This is a genomic window from Streptomyces sp. NPDC058291, from assembly GCF_042880855.1.
Taxonomy (GTDB): Bacteria; Actinomycetota; Actinomycetes; order Streptomycetales; family Streptomycetaceae; genus Streptomyces.
On the sequence record NZ_JBHVYK010000015.1, the window covers coordinates 1 to 16,721 of the forward strand.

At 70.7% G+C, this 16,721-nt stretch carries 36 protein-coding genes; 6 read left to right on the plus strand and 30 right to left on the minus strand.

Annotated elements, in window-relative coordinates:
• Positions 1-102: 102 nt before the first annotated feature.
• From ACFVYK_RS10155 to ACFVYK_RS10180, 6 genes are all read right to left on the minus strand, one after another.
• Positions 103-336, minus strand: a complete 234-nt coding sequence (locus ACFVYK_RS10155) for a hypothetical protein (RefSeq protein WP_389771014.1) — start codon at positions 334-336, stop codon at positions 103-105.
• A gap of 50 nt (positions 337-386) precedes the next feature.
• Positions 387-611 (minus strand): hypothetical protein, encoded by a 225-nt coding sequence (locus ACFVYK_RS10160; RefSeq protein WP_389771017.1) that lies wholly within the window; start codon positions 609-611, stop codon positions 387-389.
• Positions 612-698: 87 nt separating this feature from the next.
• The gene (locus tag ACFVYK_RS10165; protein ID WP_389771019.1) at positions 699-857 is read right to left on the minus strand and encodes a hypothetical protein; all 159 of its coding nucleotides are present in this window, start codon (positions 855-857) and stop codon (positions 699-701) included.
• A complete protein-coding gene (locus tag ACFVYK_RS10170) occupies positions 854-1,069 on the minus strand; it encodes a hypothetical protein (RefSeq protein ID WP_389771021.1) in 216 nt (71 codons plus the stop codon). The genes ACFVYK_RS10165 and ACFVYK_RS10170 overlap by 4 nt, the downstream gene beginning before the upstream one ends.
• Positions 1,069-1,302 (minus strand): hypothetical protein, encoded by a 234-nt coding sequence (locus ACFVYK_RS10175; RefSeq protein WP_389771024.1) that lies wholly within the window; start codon positions 1,300-1,302, stop codon positions 1,069-1,071. Before ACFVYK_RS10175 ends, ACFVYK_RS10170 begins: the two co-directional genes overlap by 1 nt.
• Positions 1,299-1,742 carry a hypothetical protein gene (locus tag ACFVYK_RS10180; protein WP_389771025.1) on the minus strand — a complete coding sequence of 148 codons (444 nt, stop codon included), beginning with the start codon at positions 1,740-1,742 and terminating at the stop codon, positions 1,299-1,301. The genes ACFVYK_RS10175 and ACFVYK_RS10180 overlap by 4 nt, the downstream gene beginning before the upstream one ends.
• Before the next feature lie 213 nt (positions 1,743-1,955).
• Between ACFVYK_RS10180 and ACFVYK_RS10185 the strand changes: the two genes are divergently transcribed.
• From ACFVYK_RS10185 to ACFVYK_RS10205, 5 genes are all read left to right on the plus strand, one after another.
• Positions 1,956-2,225, plus strand: a complete 270-nt coding sequence (locus tag ACFVYK_RS10185) for a hypothetical protein (RefSeq protein ID WP_389771028.1) — start codon at positions 1,956-1,958, stop codon at positions 2,223-2,225.
• A 130-nt stretch (positions 2,226-2,355) separates the two neighbouring features.
• Positions 2,356-2,982 (plus strand): NUDIX hydrolase, encoded by a 627-nt coding sequence (locus ACFVYK_RS10190; RefSeq protein WP_389771031.1) that lies wholly within the window; start codon positions 2,356-2,358, stop codon positions 2,980-2,982.
• Complete coding sequence (locus tag ACFVYK_RS10195) at positions 2,979-3,392, plus strand: NUDIX hydrolase (RefSeq protein ID WP_389771033.1); 414 nt, start codon at positions 2,979-2,981, stop codon at positions 3,390-3,392. Before ACFVYK_RS10190 ends, ACFVYK_RS10195 begins: the two co-directional genes overlap by 4 nt.
• Positions 3,393-3,399: 7 nt before the next feature.
• Complete coding sequence (locus tag ACFVYK_RS10200) at positions 3,400-3,783, plus strand: hypothetical protein (protein WP_389771036.1); 384 nt, start codon at positions 3,400-3,402, stop codon at positions 3,781-3,783.
• Between the two features lie 84 nt (positions 3,784-3,867).
• Complete coding sequence (locus ACFVYK_RS10205; protein ID WP_389771039.1) at positions 3,868-4,107, plus strand: hypothetical protein; 240 nt, start codon at positions 3,868-3,870, stop codon at positions 4,105-4,107.
• A 190-nt stretch (positions 4,108-4,297) separates the two neighbouring features.
• Here ACFVYK_RS10205 and ACFVYK_RS10210 read toward each other — a convergent pair whose 3' ends face one another.
• The 18 genes from ACFVYK_RS10210 to ACFVYK_RS10295 form a co-directional block, all read right to left on the minus strand.
• The gene (locus tag ACFVYK_RS10210; RefSeq protein ID WP_389771042.1) at positions 4,298-4,513 is read right to left on the minus strand and encodes a hypothetical protein; all 216 of its coding nucleotides are present in this window, start codon (positions 4,511-4,513) and stop codon (positions 4,298-4,300) included.
• Positions 4,510-5,133 (minus strand): hypothetical protein, encoded by a 624-nt coding sequence (locus tag ACFVYK_RS10215; protein WP_389771045.1) that lies wholly within the window; start codon positions 5,131-5,133, stop codon positions 4,510-4,512. The genes ACFVYK_RS10210 and ACFVYK_RS10215 overlap by 4 nt, the downstream gene beginning before the upstream one ends.
• A 39-nt stretch (positions 5,134-5,172) precedes the next feature.
• Positions 5,173-5,346 carry a hypothetical protein gene (locus tag ACFVYK_RS10220; RefSeq protein WP_389771048.1) on the minus strand — a complete coding sequence of 58 codons (174 nt, stop codon included), beginning with the start codon at positions 5,344-5,346 and terminating at the stop codon, positions 5,173-5,175.
• Complete coding sequence (locus ACFVYK_RS10225; RefSeq protein WP_389771050.1) at positions 5,343-5,516, minus strand: hypothetical protein; 174 nt, start codon at positions 5,514-5,516, stop codon at positions 5,343-5,345. Before ACFVYK_RS10225 ends, ACFVYK_RS10220 begins: the two co-directional genes overlap by 4 nt.
• Positions 5,513-5,860 (minus strand): hypothetical protein, encoded by a 348-nt coding sequence (locus tag ACFVYK_RS10230; RefSeq protein WP_389771053.1) that lies wholly within the window; start codon positions 5,858-5,860, stop codon positions 5,513-5,515. The genes ACFVYK_RS10225 and ACFVYK_RS10230 overlap by 4 nt, the downstream gene beginning before the upstream one ends.
• Entirely contained in the window at positions 5,857-6,036 is a 180-nt protein-coding gene (locus ACFVYK_RS10235) for a hypothetical protein (protein ID WP_389771056.1), read from the minus strand. Before ACFVYK_RS10235 ends, ACFVYK_RS10230 begins: the two co-directional genes overlap by 4 nt.
• Positions 6,033-6,398 (minus strand): HIT family protein, encoded by a 366-nt coding sequence (locus tag ACFVYK_RS10240; protein ID WP_389771059.1) that lies wholly within the window; start codon positions 6,396-6,398, stop codon positions 6,033-6,035. The genes ACFVYK_RS10235 and ACFVYK_RS10240 overlap by 4 nt, the downstream gene beginning before the upstream one ends.
• A 65-nt stretch (positions 6,399-6,463) precedes the next feature.
• Positions 6,464-6,850, minus strand: coding sequence for a hypothetical protein (locus ACFVYK_RS10245; protein WP_389771062.1), 387 nt, complete (start codon positions 6,848-6,850; stop codon positions 6,464-6,466).
• A gap of 28 nt (positions 6,851-6,878) precedes the next feature.
• A complete protein-coding gene (locus ACFVYK_RS10250; RefSeq protein WP_389771065.1) occupies positions 6,879-7,205 on the minus strand; it encodes a hypothetical protein in 327 nt (108 codons plus the stop codon).
• A 253-nt stretch (positions 7,206-7,458) separates the two neighbouring features.
• Complete coding sequence (locus tag ACFVYK_RS10255; protein ID WP_389771067.1) at positions 7,459-8,064, minus strand: hypothetical protein; 606 nt, start codon at positions 8,062-8,064, stop codon at positions 7,459-7,461.
• 73 nt (positions 8,065-8,137) lie between these two features.
• Positions 8,138-8,719 carry a hypothetical protein gene (locus ACFVYK_RS10260; protein WP_389771069.1) on the minus strand — a complete coding sequence of 194 codons (582 nt, stop codon included), beginning with the start codon at positions 8,717-8,719 and terminating at the stop codon, positions 8,138-8,140.
• Between the two features lie 13 nt (positions 8,720-8,732).
• Complete coding sequence (locus ACFVYK_RS10265) at positions 8,733-9,293, minus strand: VUT family protein (protein WP_389771072.1); 561 nt, start codon at positions 9,291-9,293, stop codon at positions 8,733-8,735.
• A gap of 38 nt (positions 9,294-9,331) precedes the next feature.
• Positions 9,332-9,535: a hypothetical protein gene (locus tag ACFVYK_RS10270; RefSeq protein WP_389771075.1), complete on the minus strand. Its 204-nt coding sequence runs from the start codon at positions 9,533-9,535 to the stop codon at positions 9,332-9,334.
• Complete coding sequence (locus ACFVYK_RS10275) at positions 9,532-9,939, minus strand: hypothetical protein (protein ID WP_389771078.1); 408 nt, start codon at positions 9,937-9,939, stop codon at positions 9,532-9,534. Before ACFVYK_RS10275 ends, ACFVYK_RS10270 begins: the two co-directional genes overlap by 4 nt.
• A 36-nt stretch (positions 9,940-9,975) precedes the next feature.
• Positions 9,976-10,197 carry a hypothetical protein gene (locus tag ACFVYK_RS10280; RefSeq protein ID WP_389771079.1) on the minus strand — a complete coding sequence of 74 codons (222 nt, stop codon included), beginning with the start codon at positions 10,195-10,197 and terminating at the stop codon, positions 9,976-9,978.
• The gene (locus tag ACFVYK_RS10285) at positions 10,194-11,576 is read right to left on the minus strand and encodes a replicative DNA helicase (protein WP_389771082.1); all 1,383 of its coding nucleotides are present in this window, start codon (positions 11,574-11,576) and stop codon (positions 10,194-10,196) included. The genes ACFVYK_RS10280 and ACFVYK_RS10285 overlap by 4 nt, the downstream gene beginning before the upstream one ends.
• Complete coding sequence (locus ACFVYK_RS10290) at positions 11,573-12,283, minus strand: ATP-binding protein (protein ID WP_389771085.1); 711 nt, start codon at positions 12,281-12,283, stop codon at positions 11,573-11,575. Before ACFVYK_RS10290 ends, ACFVYK_RS10285 begins: the two co-directional genes overlap by 4 nt.
• Positions 12,283-13,143, minus strand: a complete 861-nt coding sequence (locus ACFVYK_RS10295) for a hypothetical protein (protein WP_389771088.1) — start codon at positions 13,141-13,143, stop codon at positions 12,283-12,285. Before ACFVYK_RS10295 ends, ACFVYK_RS10290 begins: the two co-directional genes overlap by 1 nt.
• 124 nt (positions 13,144-13,267) lie before the next feature.
• Between ACFVYK_RS10295 and ACFVYK_RS10300 the strand changes: the two genes are divergently transcribed.
• The gene (locus tag ACFVYK_RS10300; protein WP_389771091.1) at positions 13,268-13,615 is read left to right on the plus strand and encodes a hypothetical protein; all 348 of its coding nucleotides are present in this window, start codon (positions 13,268-13,270) and stop codon (positions 13,613-13,615) included.
• 98 nt (positions 13,616-13,713) lie between these two features.
• Here the strand turns inward: ACFVYK_RS10300 and ACFVYK_RS10305 are convergent, their stop codons facing one another.
• The 6 genes from ACFVYK_RS10305 to ACFVYK_RS10330 all read right to left on the minus strand — a co-directional run bounded on the left by ACFVYK_RS10305 (position 13,714) and on the right by ACFVYK_RS10330 (position 16,657).
• Positions 13,714-13,848, minus strand: a complete 135-nt coding sequence (locus tag ACFVYK_RS10305) for a helix-turn-helix domain-containing protein (protein WP_389771094.1) — start codon at positions 13,846-13,848, stop codon at positions 13,714-13,716.
• Positions 13,845-14,261 carry a hypothetical protein gene (locus ACFVYK_RS10310; protein WP_389771097.1) on the minus strand — a complete coding sequence of 139 codons (417 nt, stop codon included), beginning with the start codon at positions 14,259-14,261 and terminating at the stop codon, positions 13,845-13,847. The genes ACFVYK_RS10305 and ACFVYK_RS10310 overlap by 4 nt, the downstream gene beginning before the upstream one ends.
• Positions 14,254-14,451 carry a hypothetical protein gene (locus ACFVYK_RS10315; protein ID WP_389771099.1) on the minus strand — a complete coding sequence of 66 codons (198 nt, stop codon included), beginning with the start codon at positions 14,449-14,451 and terminating at the stop codon, positions 14,254-14,256. The genes ACFVYK_RS10310 and ACFVYK_RS10315 overlap by 8 nt, the downstream gene beginning before the upstream one ends.
• Positions 14,448-14,825 carry a hypothetical protein gene (locus tag ACFVYK_RS10320; RefSeq protein WP_389771102.1) on the minus strand — a complete coding sequence of 126 codons (378 nt, stop codon included), beginning with the start codon at positions 14,823-14,825 and terminating at the stop codon, positions 14,448-14,450. The genes ACFVYK_RS10315 and ACFVYK_RS10320 overlap by 4 nt, the downstream gene beginning before the upstream one ends.
• A gap of 66 nt (positions 14,826-14,891) precedes the next feature.
• Positions 14,892-15,827, minus strand: coding sequence for a hypothetical protein (locus ACFVYK_RS10325; RefSeq protein WP_389771105.1), 936 nt, complete (start codon positions 15,825-15,827; stop codon positions 14,892-14,894).
• Positions 15,827-16,657 (minus strand): hypothetical protein, encoded by an 831-nt coding sequence (locus tag ACFVYK_RS10330; RefSeq protein ID WP_389771108.1) that lies wholly within the window; start codon positions 16,655-16,657, stop codon positions 15,827-15,829. The genes ACFVYK_RS10325 and ACFVYK_RS10330 overlap by 1 nt, the downstream gene beginning before the upstream one ends.
• Positions 16,658-16,721 lie beyond the last annotated feature (64 nt).

A 16,721-nucleotide genomic window follows, 5' to 3' on the forward strand; every position in this document is an offset into this window, starting at 1 on the left:
GGGCTGGTACGGAATCGCATGTCGGTCTCCTCTGGGTCACGGGCCGGGCTGTCCGACCCCACCGCACCCCCACGGGCGAGCCGCGGGGGACGGAAGGGTCGGTCAGGCAGCGGCCGGGAAGTTGAGGCCGTGGATCTCGTCCATGAGCGGGGGCTGGCCGGGGTTCGCGGCGTCGTACATCTCGATCTCGTAGAGCGTCCAGTCGCGGGCGATCACGTCGCCGTTGCGGCAGTCGGCCAGGTAGTCGGCGACGTAGCGGGCCCGCACGCCGGCCTCAGCGGCATCGAACGGGTCGGCGATCACGGACGGGGCGGAGACGATGAGGCGCAGAGACATGGCAGTGCCTTTCAGGGGCGTGGTGGGAGGTGGGCTGAAGCGACGCGGGCTCAGAGCTGGTTGGACTCCAGCGTCCAGAACAGGGTGTTCGCGTCCTTCAGGTAGTCGTACTTGCTGGTCAGCTCGACGTAGAGCGACTTGTAGAACTGCTGCCGCGTCCAGCCCTGCGGCGGCGTCACGGCGGCGCTGAAGGTCACGACGTCGAGGCCGCGACCGTTCGGCACCTGCAACGTGAGGACGTAGTGGTGCGTCGGCTGTCCAGAGTTTTCGGGCATGGCAGTGCCTTTCAGGCGTGGTGGGAGGTGGGTGCCGCCGGGCGGGGCGGTGGGATTGTCGGACCGCCCGGCGGCGGTCTGGGGGGTCTAGCGGGGGCGTTCCTCGCTGCGCTTGTTGGCCTGGGCGACCTTCCGCGACAGCTCGGCGTGTCCGTCGTCGTCGAGGCAGAGGACGAAGCCCTGCGGGTGGGGGCGCGGCGGCCGGGTCGGCAGCGGGTCCTTCACGCGCTCGTGTTCGGCGCTCACGACGCCTCCACCAGACGCAGGCGGGGACGGGTCTGAGGCTTGGGCTGCGGCGCCGCGGTGGCCGGCACGAACCGGTGGCCCAGGCGAAGCCGCGTCACCGGGTCGGTGTAGGTCACCAGCACTGCCGGCGACTCGCCGTCCCAGGCGGGGAGGTCGGCCACCATCTCCTGCGTCGCCGCCTGCAGCAGCTGCAGGCGCTCCCGCTCGTTCATCACGCCCCCTCGACGATCACGAGGAAGCTGTCCGAGGCCAGGTCCATGACCACGCGGGCCGGGACGCCCTGACGGCGCTGCTCCGCGGCGAACGACTCCGCCGGCCACTGGCCACGCGGCGCACCCGCCGAGAACGAGGCCAGCACCTTGCGGGACAGCTTCGGTGCGGGGGCGGTGTGGACGTAGGAGCCGGCCTCGTGAGCACGGCGATCCGCCAGGGAGAGGGCGCTCATGCCGCACCCCGCATGTTCTCGATCACGCGGCGGACGGCGGCGAGACGGTCGATCGGGTCCTGGCCGGCGGGGACGATGACGTAGCGGCGGCCGTCGGGCGATTCCATCACCCAGCAGGCCAGCCGGTCGGCGAGGTCGTCATCGACGTCCGTCAGCTTGTCCAGCGGCGTCTCGATCATGATGACGTCGTGCTCGGCGATCAGGGCGCCCAGCGTGTCGCGGGCCTCCTGCTCGTCGGCGAGGCGCTCGAACTCGGCGAGGCGGTGCCGGGCCGTCGCGACCATGGCGCGGAGCCCGGCCGGGCTGACGTCGGCGAAGTCGGACAGCTGCGGGTCCGTCGAGGCGGTAAGGGACAGACGGCCGGTGTCGTCCGTCATCACCTCGGCCTCGAGGGTCAGGCTCAGCGCCCGCTCGGCGGGGGGCTGTACGGTATGACTCATGGTTCGGTCTCCCTGGTGCATAGGGACGGCTGACCTGCGCCCCGTTTCGGTGTTCCAGCACCGAGCGGGGCTTTTTCGCGTCTGGTGTTCAGCTGCGATGACACCTATAGTTGCAACATGACGAAGCAAACGCAAGTAGGTCGAGGCCGTCGGCTGAAATTGGTCGGTGATGCGCCTAGTGGTTGCAACACGGTGCTGTGGGATGATCGGGCAATGACCGACGAGGAGAGGGACCGCCGGGACGCCGCGCTCAAGGAGCTCGACGACCTCACCGCCGCCTACGCAGCGGCCGAGAAGGTTCTGGACGAGCGGCGCGACGCCCTCCACTCCGCGATCGTGAAGCATCTGATGGAACGCAACGCCCGGCCTGGCGAAGTCGCAGAGCACACCCCCTACGACCGCAACCACATCCGGCGCATCGCTCAAGCAGCCGGCGTCCCGCCGTTGCGTGATCGAACTGTCCGAAGCGCGAAGGCCAGCTAGCTGAGCGTCGGTACGAGGTGGCGTCGTCATGGCTCCGAGTCAACGCAAATCAGAGCCTGCAGGCGATGATCCTGCAGTGCACGAGGCGTGACAGCGGCAGTGCATCCACACACGGGAGGCCCAGGCCCCGATGGACGTGATCGAGACGTGGAGCGGCCAGCATGCGGCGGCGCTTCAGGCGGCCATGCGGGCTACCAACGAGGAGTTCGCTCGCCTGCTGGGCGTAGCCGTCCGCACGGTCGCGGCGTGGCATGCAGCACCAGCCACGGTCCCCCGTCGGGAGATGCAGCGAGCCCTGGACACCCTGCACGAGAAGGCGACTCCCGCCGAGCGTCGACGCTTCGCTGCGCTGCTTAATCCGGGCGCCGAAGCGCAGGCCCAGGCCCTCCGGGTGGCTATCGCCATCGTGGTCCGTGACCGTGACGTCCTGCTCGTCTGCCGCCGCGGCGAAGACGCGCTCTCCTGGCAGTTCCCGGCTGGGGTCGTCAAGCCAGGCGGCAGTCCCAGTGCAGTTGCAGTGCAGGAAACCCTCGCCGAGACGGCAGTGCACTGCACCGTGCGGGAGCATCTGGGGACCCGGGTCCACCCGGCGACGGGCGTCCTGGCGAGCTATGAGCTCTGCGAGTACCTGGCCGGCGAGGCGCGGAACGTCGACGCCGTCGAGAACCTCGACACGGCCTGGGTGCCGATCAACAGCCTGACCCGCTTTATCCCCGAGCAGAGCATCTATCCGCCGATCCTGGAGGCGCTGGCATGACCGAGACCACCACCGACAATCCCCCGCTCTCGATGGCCGTCATCGTCTCCGGCGGAAAGCTGCTGATGATCCGTCGGCGGGAGCGTGAGGGCGATCTGCTGTGGGCGTTGCCCGGCGGTGCGATCGAGGATGGGGAGACCCCGGAGTTGGCGGCGGTCCGCGAGACCAGTGAAGAGACTGGGCTCGTCGTGGCCGCGACGAAGGTGCTCGGCGAGCGCGTGCACCCGAAGACGCACCGGACCATGTCGTACATCGCGTGCGAGCTGCTGGAGGGCGAGGCCAAGGTCGCCGACGCGGACGAGCTGGACGCGGTCGCCTGGGTGGGGCTCGACGAGATCCCCGACAAGGTGCCATACGGCCTGTTCGGGCCCGTGCAGGAGTACCTCGACGCCACCCTCGGAAGGAACTGATCCACCCATGCGCCCCGAGAAGTACCGCGACCTCCTCGTCGATCTGCTGCAGCGTTCGCCTGGCGTGCAGGGGGTGAAGGTGGTGGAGGGCGGCCCGCACCCTTACGCGCTGTCGATGATGATGGGTGGCCGTGAGCGGCGCTGGCAGGTGATCGGGCAGCTGGCGGACGGCGCGAAGCACGACACGGTGACGCCGCCTGTGACGGCTGGCCCGCCGCCGTTCGCCGCGGCGCCGCTGGATGCCGCGCCGGACGCGTGGCTGGCCGGCGTGATAGGCGCGTCGGAGCCGGTGGACACGGAGCGCCTCGACGTGTGGTCGGCGCGCGGCCGCAGCCCGGGCGTGACCGTGCGCTTCCACAACGGGGAGCGGGCGTTCGTGCGGCTCGTGTGACGGCACGGCTGAAGGCCCCCGCTCGGATTGCTCCGAACGGGGGCCTCTTCGTGTCTGGGATTGGGTGCCGCGGGTTTGCCGAGCATGGGAACCAACTACCTCGACAGCCTGCCGACCGTGTCTCCGCCAGAGTGCCAACTCGACCGCGAACTATGGGATCTCCTGGAGAAGGGCGGCGGCGAGCGTCTTCCGCTGCTCAACGAAAACGAGCTGCGGGCGGCGATGATCCTGCTTCAGGTTCTCGCCTCTGGCGACGGCGTGGGCCACGAGCAGGCGCTGACGTTGGTGGGCCGGATTTCTCGCCGACTGCCTGAAGTTGAGTAGCGGCAAGGGGCGGGATCTGCCTGTCCCGAAGGGGTTCGGACAGCGCAGTCGAATCGCTCCAGCACCAGATGGGCGCTCGTGGCGAAGGAGGTTGATGGAGGAACATCTCGGGCCCGAGGAGGAGCCGGGCAACGACAGCGCGCCCGTGGACGGTGCAGAAGGCCCGCCCGGGTAATCGGGCGGGCCTTCGTCATCTCGTCCGTTCGATGGCCCGGCAGTCGAGGTTGTCGGCCTCCATCTCGATGGCCACGGCGACGGCGTCGAGGCCGTAGTCGGGGTCGTCGGCGAGCATCCGGCAGGACTCGGCGATGGCGCGTAGGAGTTCGACGACGGCGTCGGCGCCGAGGTAGGCGTGGCCGTCGGTGCTGGTGACGATGGGGAGCCGGTCGGTGGCGTGCTCAGTCACGCGGCCCGCCTTTCAGCGAGCGGCAGGCGCCGCAGTCCCTCAAGCCCGTACTGGGTCCCGCAGCCGGTACAGCGTTCACCCGGCGTGTCGAGGGTGATCTTCAGGATGGCGCCGCAGCCGCAGACGACGCCGAAGCGGCGGGCGCCGGGTTCACCGCCAGCGAGCGCGCGGGCCCGGCCGTGGAGACGCCGGACCTCATCGTGGTACTCGTCGACCGCCGCGAACGAGCTGTAGATCCAGGGGGCGTTGCCGATGAGGAAGCCGACGATGCCCGCGAGGGTCTGCTCGTAGTCGCCGCGGAACGTGGCGGCGGTGTAGCCGAGTTCGTCGCGGATGGCGTCTTCCCAGCTGGCGAGGATGGTGACCAGGCCGCCTCGCGAGCGCAGGTCGAGGACGTCCACCGAGCAGGGCAGGGGCGCGGTCTTGCTGCCGCTGACGCGCCCTTCGCCGCGGCCGGAGCCGGGCTGGAGGAGGTCGCCGAGCTGGGCGTAGAGGCCGGGCATGGCGCGCAGCATGGTGATGCCGCGGTCCTGGCAGGGGCGGCAGGCGTACCGGCCGGCCTCGTCGGCGAACAGGGCGCGCAGGCAGACGAGGCAGGCGGGCGTCGGGGCGTCGTTCACGGCGTTGCTCCTTGCGGGGCGTGCGGGCGGGGCGGCGGTTCAGGCGCGGTAGAGCGGCTCGTTGCGCAGGTGGGGGGCGAGGATGGCGAGGGCGCGCTCGGCCGGCGTGGGCTCGGGCGGGGGCACGGGGAGGCCGTTGTCGATGACCCACCAGTCGCCGGGGTAGATCGGCGAGATGACCTGGATGACCTTGAGGTTCTGGTAGTCGGTCACAGCCACTCCCCTGCGATCTCGACGTCGGTCATGCGTGCGATGCGGACTGCGGTGAGGCCTTGGCCGCGGAGGTCGTAGTCGACCGGGTCGGGGGCGTAGTACGGGTCAGCGCCGTCGCACACGTCGGACCAGTCGATGGGGTCCGGCTCGACCGCTCGCCTGCCGGTCACGCGGCTGCCTTTCGTTGCTGTCGGCGGTCGTTGCGGTACGCCCGCTCCCCGGCTTTGCACGGGTCGCAGGGCTCTTCGCCGCGGTAGGTGTGGGCGGCGTATCCGGCGTGGTCGCCGTGGCGTTCGCGGCGGAGGATCCCGGCCTGGTGGGCGAGATGGACGGCGTGGGCCATGGATTGGGCGCCGAGCTTGCCCATGAGCCGGTGCCGGGCGTCCTGCACGGCCGGCATGCTGCTGCTCAGGAGGCGGGCGCTGGATTCGATGGTGTGGCCGTCGGCGGCGTGCCGGAGCGCTGCGGTCTCGAGCGCGGTGAGCTCACCGCCGGGGCTGGTTCGCCGCGTCACGGCCGCCTCCCGCCGCGCCGGATGTGGCCGCGGGGGTCGAGGATTCCGTCGACTATGGCGAGGTGATGGAGTGCGCGGCGGAGGACGTCGCGGAGGGGTTCGCGGGTGCGGGCGTAGGCGGCGAGGATGCGGGCGGACCCGGGGTCGGGAATCCAGCGGAGGGGGCGGGCGGTCACTGGGTGGCCTCCTTGGTCCGGCCGCTGTACCAGGGCAGCGCAAGCCCGTCGTTGGCTGCGCGGGGGACGAGGTGAAGGTGAAGGTGGAAGACGGACTGCGTGGCTTCTCGGCCTCGGCTGGTGATCAGGTTCATGGGGCGGTCGGTCCAGCGCATGAGCTGCGCGGCGTGGAGCATCGCGTCGGCCGAGACGGCGGGGTCGCTGGCGAAGTCCGGGACGTGCCGCTTGGGGATGATCAACGTGTGGCCGTCCACTACGGGGTTGAGCGGGACGATCGCAATGACGTCTGACCACTCGTGGACGTAGGTGGCGGGGGCGCGTCCGGCGACGATCTCGCAGAACGGGCAGGGCTGTTCGCTCATGTGGTTGTCCTTGGGGTGTGTGGGGGCCCGGTGGGGTCGGGCCCCCGAACGGATCAGGCGGCAGGTCAGGTGGGGTCGACTTCGGGGTGGGTGAACCGAACGGGCTTGTTGAGTGCGCGGGCGTAGGCGATCTCCGCGCGGGTGCTGTCGCCGATGTAGTCGCCGACCACGAGGACTTCGTCGGCGAGGCGGATCTTTGCCCGGTGGAGGTCGTCGAGGCGCAGCTTCAGCGCTTCGGCGTCGACGGGGTCGGCCCACAGGTCGTGGGGCTGCTTCATGTTGCAGCCGGGCTTGACGACGATCCGTCCTGCTGCGGTCTCGCGGAGGTCGGCCTCGGCCATCGCGTCCATGAAGCGGGTGCTGCCGCAGATGACGACGATGGTGGGGATGTTGAGGCGTTCCTTGCCGTGGGCGAGTTTCTCTTCCGGGGTGAGCAGTTCGGGGTAGGACACGGGGTTCTCCTTGGGGTGTGTTAGCTGGTCAGCGGCAGTCGGGGCAGGGGGTGACGCCGCACAGGCTGTGGTCCCGGCGGACGGCCCGGTCGATCGGCGCAGGCAGGGCGTGGTCGACGGAGCGGGCGAGAGCGGGAAGGCGCTCGTCGAAGTAGCCCATGACGCATCCCTCGCCGCCGATGAACGTGCGCTGCATGCGGTTGGCGAGGCGTCGCCACATCTCTGCCTGTTCGGGTTTGTCCGAGGTGAGGGCGGACTCGGCGAACTTGCGACATCGGTCGATCTCGTCCTGGACCTTGGTACGGGCCCAGGCGAGGGCTTCGGGGTCGTAGTCGTACTTGCTGCGGTCGGTCATCGGGGTCTCCTGCGGGTCTGTGTGGCCGTGTGGCGGCTTGTGGGCGGTCGGATGGGGCTCGCAGCGTGCGCGCCCCGGAGAGCGGCTTAGGTGGGCGTGTGCGGCTTCGAGGCCCCAGGGCGGGCCTGTGAGGCTCCGTGAGGCGGCCAGGCTTCCCGGCGGGCCTTGACGGGCCGTGAGGCGCTCCAGCGGCCGCACAGCACCCTCCTCGCCCATTCCGCGCCCCACCCGGCAGCACCCGGCACGACGGCGGTCACGGCCGGGCCTCCTTCGGCTGCTGCGCCCCGCCAACGGCAGGCTTCTTGCGGGCGGGCAGGTACTCGCAGGGACAGCCGTCGGCGCATCCGTACACGCTGTGCTCGGCGTCCGGATGGTTGCAGCGGCAGGCGCCGGGGCAGCGGACGGGGTCCATGCCGGGCTGCGGCTCCCAGGAGTGCGGGCCGTGGGGGCGCTTGAAGGCGGCGGCGCTGCACCGGACGGCGGCCTGCGTCTCGTCGTCCGTCTGGTCCGGCCCGGCGGCAGCAGGCTCGGCGGCCAGACGGCAGGGTCCGCCGTTGCAGGCCCCGGCGTCTCCGCACTGCGGGCACTCGGCAGCCATGCGACGGAGTTCGTCCACCGCCCAGTCGACGCCGTCGGAGAACTCGGCGCCCCGGTCCGGGTTGACGGCCTCCAGGTGCTCGGCGGCTTCCCGCAGTACGGCCGCCCGGTCTGCCTGCTCGGGCAGCGCGGCGAGGACCGCCTCGGCGGCCGTTCCGCGGTCTGTGGGGTGGACCCAGTAGCGCAGCGCCTCGGCGATCTGGTCCCGGAGCGCCGTGCGGTCGGTGGCGGGCTGCGGCTCGGGGCTGGTGTTCTCGGTCACGGGTTCCTCCGGGTGGGATGCTGGGCGGGCGGGCCGCTCCTGATTGGTGCAGGAGCGGCCCGTACTGCGGTGGTCATGCGCCGAAGAGGCTGGGCGTGTGGTGCAACTCGTCGAGCCAGCCCGTCAGCAACGCGAGGTTCTTATCCGGGCCGAACGCGAGGTAGGTGCCGTCGGCGGAGTCGCAGCCGAACCACTCGGCTATCCGCAGCCGGTGCCGGGAGTTCACCCGGCCCATGTGGACGCCCTTGCCGCGCGCCTTCGCCTCACGCGACAGGCGCTCGGCGATCGGTCCGGTCTTCCACTCGGTGGACCCGGCGAGGAACAGGACGTCGAAGTCGTCCCACGGCACGCCGAGCTGGTCGCAGCCGTCCTGTGCGGCGAATGCGGCCGCCACTCCGAGTTCACGGATCCGGGCCAGCCACGGCATCGACTCGGCGAGGGTGCCCGCGGCGTCGAAGGGAACGTCGGGGGCGACGGCCCACAGGCAGCGGTCCGGGCCGTACCGGTCGACGGTGCGCTCCAGCCAGTCGTACCAGGCGTCGGCCCCGGGCCAGCCTTTGCCGAACTTGCCGTTGTCGCAGGCGTACATCGCGCCGTCCGGGATGCGGTTGCCTTGGGCCGGGGTCGTCATGCAGCCGATGAGCCCGGCGCTCATCGCGGCGCGCACGTCAGGCCCCGAGGGAGTGCCGAGGTACAGCACGGCGCACCATCCGGGCGGCGACGACGACGGTGACGGGCAGGAGCGTCGCCCACAGGGTCTTCCCGACGAGTTGGCCGCCGACGGTCTGGCCGGTGATCGGGAATCCGGCGAGGGCGAGAAACGCGTAGGTGTCGACGATCGCGCCCACCACACCGGAGAGCAGCGCGGCGCGGGCCCAGCCGCGGTCTCGGAGCGGCGTGTACACGGCCATGTCGAGGAGTTCCGCCAGCAGGAACGCCACCGTGGACGCGACGGCGAGGGCCGGCGACGTGATCGCCGTGAGTGCTGCGCCTGCTGCGATGCCGGCCAGCACCCACCGCCAGCCGCACGCGTCTTGGACGACGTCGCGCAGAAGGAGCGCTGCGCCGGCGGCGTAGGTGCCGGCGGTGGTGATGAGGCCGAATCCGACGGGGACGAAGCCGTATCGGGTGGTGAGCCAGTTCGCGGCGACGATGGCGGCGATGTAGGCGGTGAGGGCGGCGGGGCCTCGAAGGGTCACGAGACGCTGCGTCTCGGTTGGGATGGGCATCAGTTGCCTCCGGGCGTGACGGGTCGGATCGCGGACGGTCAGGCGGGGGTGCAGCCGGGGCAGAGGTCGGCCAGGTGGCCGGAGCGGCGTCGACGGGTCCAGCCGTCCTCCCGGCCGTCGGCGCGTACCTGCCGGGCGGTCATGGATCCGAAGCGGATGGGGATCGCTGCGCTGTCCGGGCAGTCGGTCTGTTCGTCGGGGCCGTCGCAGGAGACTTCGAAGCCGAGCGGGTAGGCGGTCATGCGAGCCTGCTGTCGGTCGAACCCGGGGCGGCGGCGCGGATGCTGGGCGGGTCGCAGTCCTGTGCGCCCGCGAGACGCGCTGTGGGGCACGGGTAGGCCACGAGGCCGTCACCGCCCGCCACAACCGCGTCGGCGTCGATACAGACGGGGCAGGGGCCCATCGGGGAGTCCTTGTGAAGGTGCCGGATCTGCTCCAGGGCGGCGGTGAGGCGGCGGACCTCGACGAGGAGGGTCTCGACGTGGAGCTTGTCGAGGGCGTTGCGGGTCCCGGCCTTCCAGCCCTCGGCGGTCCAGTGCGACTCGTTGTCGGACGGCCAGGGGTTCTTGCGGTCGAGGCGGGCGCGCAGTTCGGCGGCCTTGGCTTCGATCTCGTCGAGCTGCTGGGCGGTGAGCAGGCTGGTCATGGCGTTCCTCTGGTGTGGTGGGTGGACGGCGGACGGTCAGGCGGCGGGGTGGGTGCACGGCGGAGGTGTCGGGCCGGTGGCGGCGGTACCGCACGGCCAGGCCCCGGGGCGGGCGACGTGGTAGCCGGGGTCGGTCGGCTCGGAGGCGGCGGCCTTGGGCGCTGTGGAGGCCGGCCGGCCGGTGAGCAGCTGGAAGTACTCGCGGAGGCTGCCTTCGGCCCGCATGGTGGCGATGTCCTCGACGGTCAGCTCGCTCATGTCTGCGCCATGTCGACAAAACGGCTGTAATGGCCCTGGAAGGCGACGGTGATCGTGGCCGTCGGGCCGCCGCGGTGCTTGCCGACGATCAGGTCGGCCTCGCCGGCTCGAGGGCTGTCCCGCTCGTAGGCGTCCTCCCGGTGGAGGAGGAACACGATGTCGGCGTCCTGCTCGATGGCCCCGGACTCGCGGAGATCGGACACCATCGGCTTCTTCTCTTGCCGCTGCTCGGGCCCGCGGTTGAGCTGGCACAGGACGATGACGGTGATCCCGAAGTCCTTGGCGATCAGCTTCAGGTTGCGGGAGATCTCGGCGACGGCCTGCTGCCGGTTCTCGGCCTTGGGTGCCTGCATCAGCTGGAGGTAGTCGACGATGACGAGGCGCAGCCCCTTCGTGCGGACCAGGTTGCGCACCCGGGCGCGGAGGGTCGGCAGCGACAGCAGCGCACCGTCGTTGATCCACAGCGGGGCCGCCGCGATCTCCGGGGCGCGGGACGCGGCCCGGACCATGTCGCCGTCCGTGGCGGCGCCCTGCTTCAGGTGGTGGTGGGCGATACGGGCTTCGGCGCTGAGGATCCGGTCGGAGAGTTCCTCGCTGCTCATCTCCAGGGACTCGAACAGCGTGGGGATCTTGTAGCGGATGGCGGCGGCCCGGGCGAAGTCGACGGCGACCGTGGACTTACCCATGGCGGGGCGGGCTCCGATGACCACGAACTGGCCGGGAGCAAAGCCGCCACACAGGAGGCTGTCCAGGTCCATGAAGCCAGTGGGGACGCGGTTCTCGTAGGTGGGCGGGGTCGTCGCCCGCTCCAGGCTGTCGAGGAGCAGATCGCCGATGACTGCGAGGTTGTCGTCGTCGGTGGGGCGCACGGCCCCGTCGAGGTCGGCCTGGAGGGCGGCAACGTCGGCGTCCTCGTCGAAGGCGGGCGAGGTGCCTTTGAGGATGGCGTCGTAGCCGAGGGCGACGATGCGGGCGGCGACGGCCTTTTTGGTGATGCGGGCCGCGTACCAGGATGCTGCACCGGGGTGGGCGGACAGGTTGAGGTCGAAGAGCTGTTCGGGCGCGGGTACGCGGATGCCGGACATGCGGCCGTCGGCGTGCCAGGCCTCGAGCTGCCGGTGGACGGCGAGGTGGCGAAGCTCTCCATCCTGGAAGGCGGTGCGGAGTTCCTCGACGGCGTACCAGATCCAGCGGTAGGCGTCGGTGGTGATGTCGGCGGGGTCGAAGCCTTCGGCGCCGAGTTCGTCGATGACGGCCGGCTGCATCATGACGGTGGCGGCGAGTACGCGTTCGGCTTCGATGTCGCAGGGGCGGGCGGGCGGCTGGGGGCGGGAGTCGATGGTCTCGTCTGGGGCCCACATCTCGGTGTCGGTGGTCACGCGGCGTTCCTCCGGCGGTCGTTGCCCTTGATCGGGACGCGCTGGCACATTTCGGCGAGGCGGGAGACGACGCGGTCCCCGAGGCGGGCGGCGAGCTCCTTCGGGTCGACGTTGGACGTCATCAGGGTCGGCAGGTGGTGCTCGTAGCGGTGGTTGATCAACCGGAAGTTGATTTCCTCGGTGAACTCGGTGGGCTTGCGTTCGGCCCCGAGGTCGTCGACGAGGAGCAGGCGGGCGTCCCGGTAACGGCGGAACTCGGCTTCCGAGTCGACGCCGTGGCGGGGGCGCAGGGCCGCGTACAGGTCGGCGGCGGTCGTCGCGGCCCACTCGCCGCGGACTCCGGTCACGGCCAGTTCTCGCATCGCTCCGTAGGCCTCGTGGGTCTTGCCGACGCCGGTGGCGCCGAGGAGCAGCAGCGAGGGGCCGTGGACGATGCTGGCGATCGGCGCCCCGCGCTCGGCCTGCCATTCGCGTGCGGCGTCGACGAGCGTGTTGATCCAGGCGGCCAGATGCGGCAGCGAGGAGACGGCGCTGCGGTAGTGGAACGGGACCAGCCGGGAGACCTCGGCGTAGGTGTAGCGGGCGACGTTGGCGGTGCTGTGGGGGTCGAAGTCGTTCAGGTTGAACCAGTCGGCTTCGAGGCCGCGGGCTTCGAGGAGCGGGGTGATGTCGTGGCCGCGGAAGTTCGAGGGCGGGATGTACTGCATCAGAAGTCCTCGTCGTAGACGGATTGGTCGGTGGGGTTGCGGTACGGCTGGTAGCCGCCGGACACGGCGCGCAGCGGGGGGCGCTCGGTGCCGGGCGCGGGCAGTGGGGGGAGTTCGCCCCAGCCCTTGAGGAAGTAGTTCGCGGACTCGACGTCGGTCCGGGCGGCTGCTTTCAGGGCGTGGTCGACCATGGCGGGGACGCCGCTCTTGGCGATCATGGCGAGGATGGGGAACCAACTGTTGCCCTTGAAGGGCCAGCGGACGTAGACGCCTGCTGCGGTGATGCCATCGACGAGGGGGCGGGCTGCTTCGGGGATGCCGAAGTCGACGGATCCGGGCCGGCTCTCCCGCTTGCTAGCTAGAGGGGTTGTAGTTGAGGGGTTAAGAGGGGTAGGGGTCCCGGATTCCCTGACACTGACGTCCCGGATTCCCTGACACTGAGGGCCCTCAGTGTCCGCTTTTCCCTGACACTGACCGTTCGTGTCAGTGTCAGGGAATCCGGGACTCTGAGGGCCCTCAGTGTCAGGAGTTCCGGGACTCTGAGACGGCCCGTCAGTGTCAGCGATTCCCTGACACTGAGAGCCGGGGAACTTGGCGATCTGGTACTTGGCGGTGCCGTTCTTCTGGCCGGCCGTGAGCTTCGAGAGAACACCTTTGACGGTCAGCGACTTGAGGACCGCGTAGAGCTGGGAGCGACTGAGCTTTGCGCCGCGGAGCACCTCGGGCCGCTCGACGCTGTTCCACGTGATGCGGGTGTCGTCGTTGGCGTCCTCGGCCAGGACGACGAGGAGCAGCTTCTCCCTGTGCGTCAGGGCCTCGGGTGCGCTGGTGAGCACCTCGACGATCAGGCGGATTCCCACGGGTGTCTTCTCTCGATCGCGACTGCTTGCAGGGCTGGCGTGTTGGCAGGGCCGGTCCTCCGCTGCCATACTACTTTAAAGATTGGAAAGAATGGAAGGAATGACCATGGCTTACACTCTGAACATGGCGTCTGATCTCGAGCCCCGAATTGCCGAGGACGGAATCCAGGAGGTGCCGCTCACCCGGGCGCGCGCCCTCCTGACCCGACTCATCGAGCAAGTCCGCGAAGACGGGCTCGTCAGCGCCCTGACCGTCCGGGGGCGGCGCCGCGCCTACCTCGTCACGCCCAGCGCCTTCGAGACCGCCCTGTCCGACCGCCGCATGGTCGAGGCGTTCCACTTCGTCGCTGGTGAGCGCCCGCAGCCCGAGACCACGCAGGACTTCCTGACGCAGATGGCGCGCAAGCTCATGGAGATCGAGGAGCGCGACGCGCACGCGGTGAAGCGTTGGGCTGACTACGAACCCGACTGACATCTCCCCTCCTCTCCTCCGGGCCCCGCGGTGCGGGGCCTTTGTCGTGCGGTCACGGGTGGCGGGTCAGGGTCCGGCGCGCGGCCGGCAGCCGGCGGTCACGCGGCGGCCCTCCGGCGGCGGGCGCGGTGGACGGTGCGCTGGGAGCGGCCGAGCTGTGCGGCCACGGCCGCGGCGGACAAGCCCTGCTGGTCGAGCTGGGCGATCGCGGCGTGGAGCTCGGCGGCGTTCACGCGGCCATCCCCAATCCGGCGAGGGCCTGCCGCCACTTCCGGTCGGCGAGGAGGTGGTTGACGCACAGGCCGCGTCCGGACCGTGCCTTGCGGCAGCCGTCTTCGGTGCAGAGCTGGTCGGGGCCGAGCATCCCGGCGCTGGCTTCCCACTCCTTGACCAGCCGCTCGTAGACGCTGAGGTGGACGGAGACGGCGGCCCGCTCCATGCCGTGGCGCCGCAGCCAGAGGGCGGCTTCACGGAGCTCGTCGCGGGTGAGGTCGGGGCGGGGCTCCTCGCCGTTGACGGCGCGCTCCACGGCGAACCAGTCGACGCGGGCCGTGGAGAACTCCACCTCGCTGGCGGGCGGAATGAAACGCGATCCGTATCCGCGGGCCGGGCGTGCGAGGAACGGGCGCTCGCGCATCTCAGGCACGGGGGTTCTCCTTCCGGGGCTGGTAGTTGGCGTCGAGGGCGGCGCGCATCTGGTCGCCGAGCAGGTAGAGCTGGCAGTAGTGGACGAGGCGGCGGCCTTGGTAGCGGGCGCTGATCTGGCGGCAGGTCCGCGCGGCTGCGAAGAAGAGGACGGGCGCGGCGAGCCAGCCGACGAAGAGGAAGGCGATCACGCGGCCCTCCGCTGTTGGATGCGGGCGGCGGCGCGGCGGGCGGCCGCTATGCCGCTGCCCTTCGCGGTGAGCTGCCAGACTGCGATCCTGTGTGCGTGGGTGTTGGCCTGGGTGGACGGCACCATGCGGTCGGTGTGCGCGATGATCCCGGCGGTGCGCAGGGCGTTGATGGCGGCGCCGAGGAAGCCGTGGCCGAGCTCGGGGAGGATGTCGCGCAGGTCGTTGCAGGAGAACTCTCCGCGCTGCCCGCCGATGTGGAGGACGGCCTGCTGGACGAGGAACAGGGACCAGTCGTCCGTGCGGACGATGTCCTCGAGGAGGAGGTTCTTCTCGTCGGCGGCCAGGCGCTCGGCGAGAGACAGACGCTTCTTCATATGGTGTCCTTGTCTCGCTGATGGAGCCGGCCGCATTGCCCGCGGCCGGCTTCCGGCATGTGCGGGCTAGTCGACGAGCTCGGCCTCGACCGGCTCGTCGTCGCCGGTGGTGCTGGCTTCTGCGTCCATGCGCTCGGCGATCTCCATGAGCTGCTTGGACAAGTCGTCGCGGCCCTTCGGGTCGACGTGGCCGGCGGCCCGGGCTCGGCGCCACACGTCGCGGACGTCATCGGAGGTGAGCGACCCCTCCGCCTCGGCCAGGTAATCCGGCCGCGGGGCTTCGATCGCGGCCACCGCCTGCCCGGCTGCCGGATCCAGGGCCACGGCCGCCGTCATCGGCCCGGCCAGGGCCTGCCGCGGCGTCACTCCGCGCAGCTCCACCACCACGACCGGGAACTTCTTCGTCTTGCCCTCGCGCACCACCTGGCGGGGCTCAATCCGCAGGTTCACCGGAACGAAGCCGCGGCCGTCGGTGCCGGCGAGGACCATGTCGACCATGCCTCCCCACTCCGACGCGGCGTAGAAGGAGTGGGTCTCGGCCCGCCACATGCCCATCCCGGACAGGTCCGGCAGCATCACGTTCAGGCGGGACGTGGTCGAGCAGACGACGCCCTTCTTCTGCTGGTGCCAGCCCTCACCGAACTGGCGGGCGCACACGCAGGGCTGGCGGGTCAGGAGCTCGGTCTCGCCGTCACAGCGGCGCTGGCATCCGCCCTTGGTCCAGAGTTCGTTGTACTGGTTGAGCGGGTCGCCGGGCGTGATGAGGGCTTCGATCGAGGAGGCCTTCGTGATGACCCGCCACTGGCCGATGGTGGAGTTCAGCGGCGTCCACGACTCGGGTTCGCCACCCCAGAGTTCGGCGGCGCGGCGGACGTGGCCCTCGCTGTGCGAGGTGACGATCCAGGTGCCGGAGCGGGCCGGGTTGCTTCCCTGGGTGAAGCCGGTGCGGAGGCGGCCGTGCTCGGCGGCGCGGCGCTGGATGTTGAGGAGGCGGGAGCCCATCAGGCTGCCTTTCGGGTCGGTCGCGGGTCGGCTGCGGGCGGCAGCAGCGCGGGGTAGGCGGTCGGGGCGGCGTGGAGCCACTTGGTGGTCTCCAGGGCGCCGCGGAAGGCGCGGAAGGTGCGCCGGTTACCGGGCATCGGCACGAGGGCGTGGGAGCGCTGGCGCAGGTTGAGGACCCCGGTCCGCTCGATGGGCGGCACCTGCCCGTCGGTGTCGTCCGGCAGCCACACGACTTCGGCGTAGCGCAGGGCGGCGAGCTGCATGGCGTTCTCGGGGTAGACCGAGGAGGCGGGCCGGGTGGCGCTGGTCTTGTAGTCGATCAGCCAGAGCTGCTTGCGGCGTCGGGGCCCGGTGCGCAGCCAGATCATCTTGTCGCCGGTTCCTGCGTATCCGAGGCGCCGGTGCGCGAAGGTGATCTCGGCGGCGACGAGGTCGGCCTCGAGGTCGACGCCCCACCGCTGCCAGAACAGGGTGAGCTGGCGGGCGTAGGGGTCGACTTGGGGGTCGGGTTCGAACGGGGCGAGGAGGGCCATCTTCTCGGCGCGGTGGTGGATGCGGGTGCCGAGGTCCGAGGCCTTGTCGCGGGCGTCCCGGTGGACGCGCTTGATCTCCTTGAGGAGTTCGGTGCGGTCCTTCAGAGCGCGGCGGGCGACCTCGAGGCGGTTGTCGACGCAGTGCTCGGCGGTGAGCTTGACGGCCCACGGGACGAGCGCGAACTTGGCGACGCCCGCAGAGAGGACGTTGGTGACGGAGACGAGGTCGGGTCCGCCGGCCGGGTCGTGGTAGTAACGGCCGTGTTCGGTGTCATAGGCGTGGCGGGGGTCGGTCACTGGGCACCGTCCACGCAGTCCTCGCAGCGGCCGTCTTTGACGAACGGGCCGGAGGTGTCGCCGC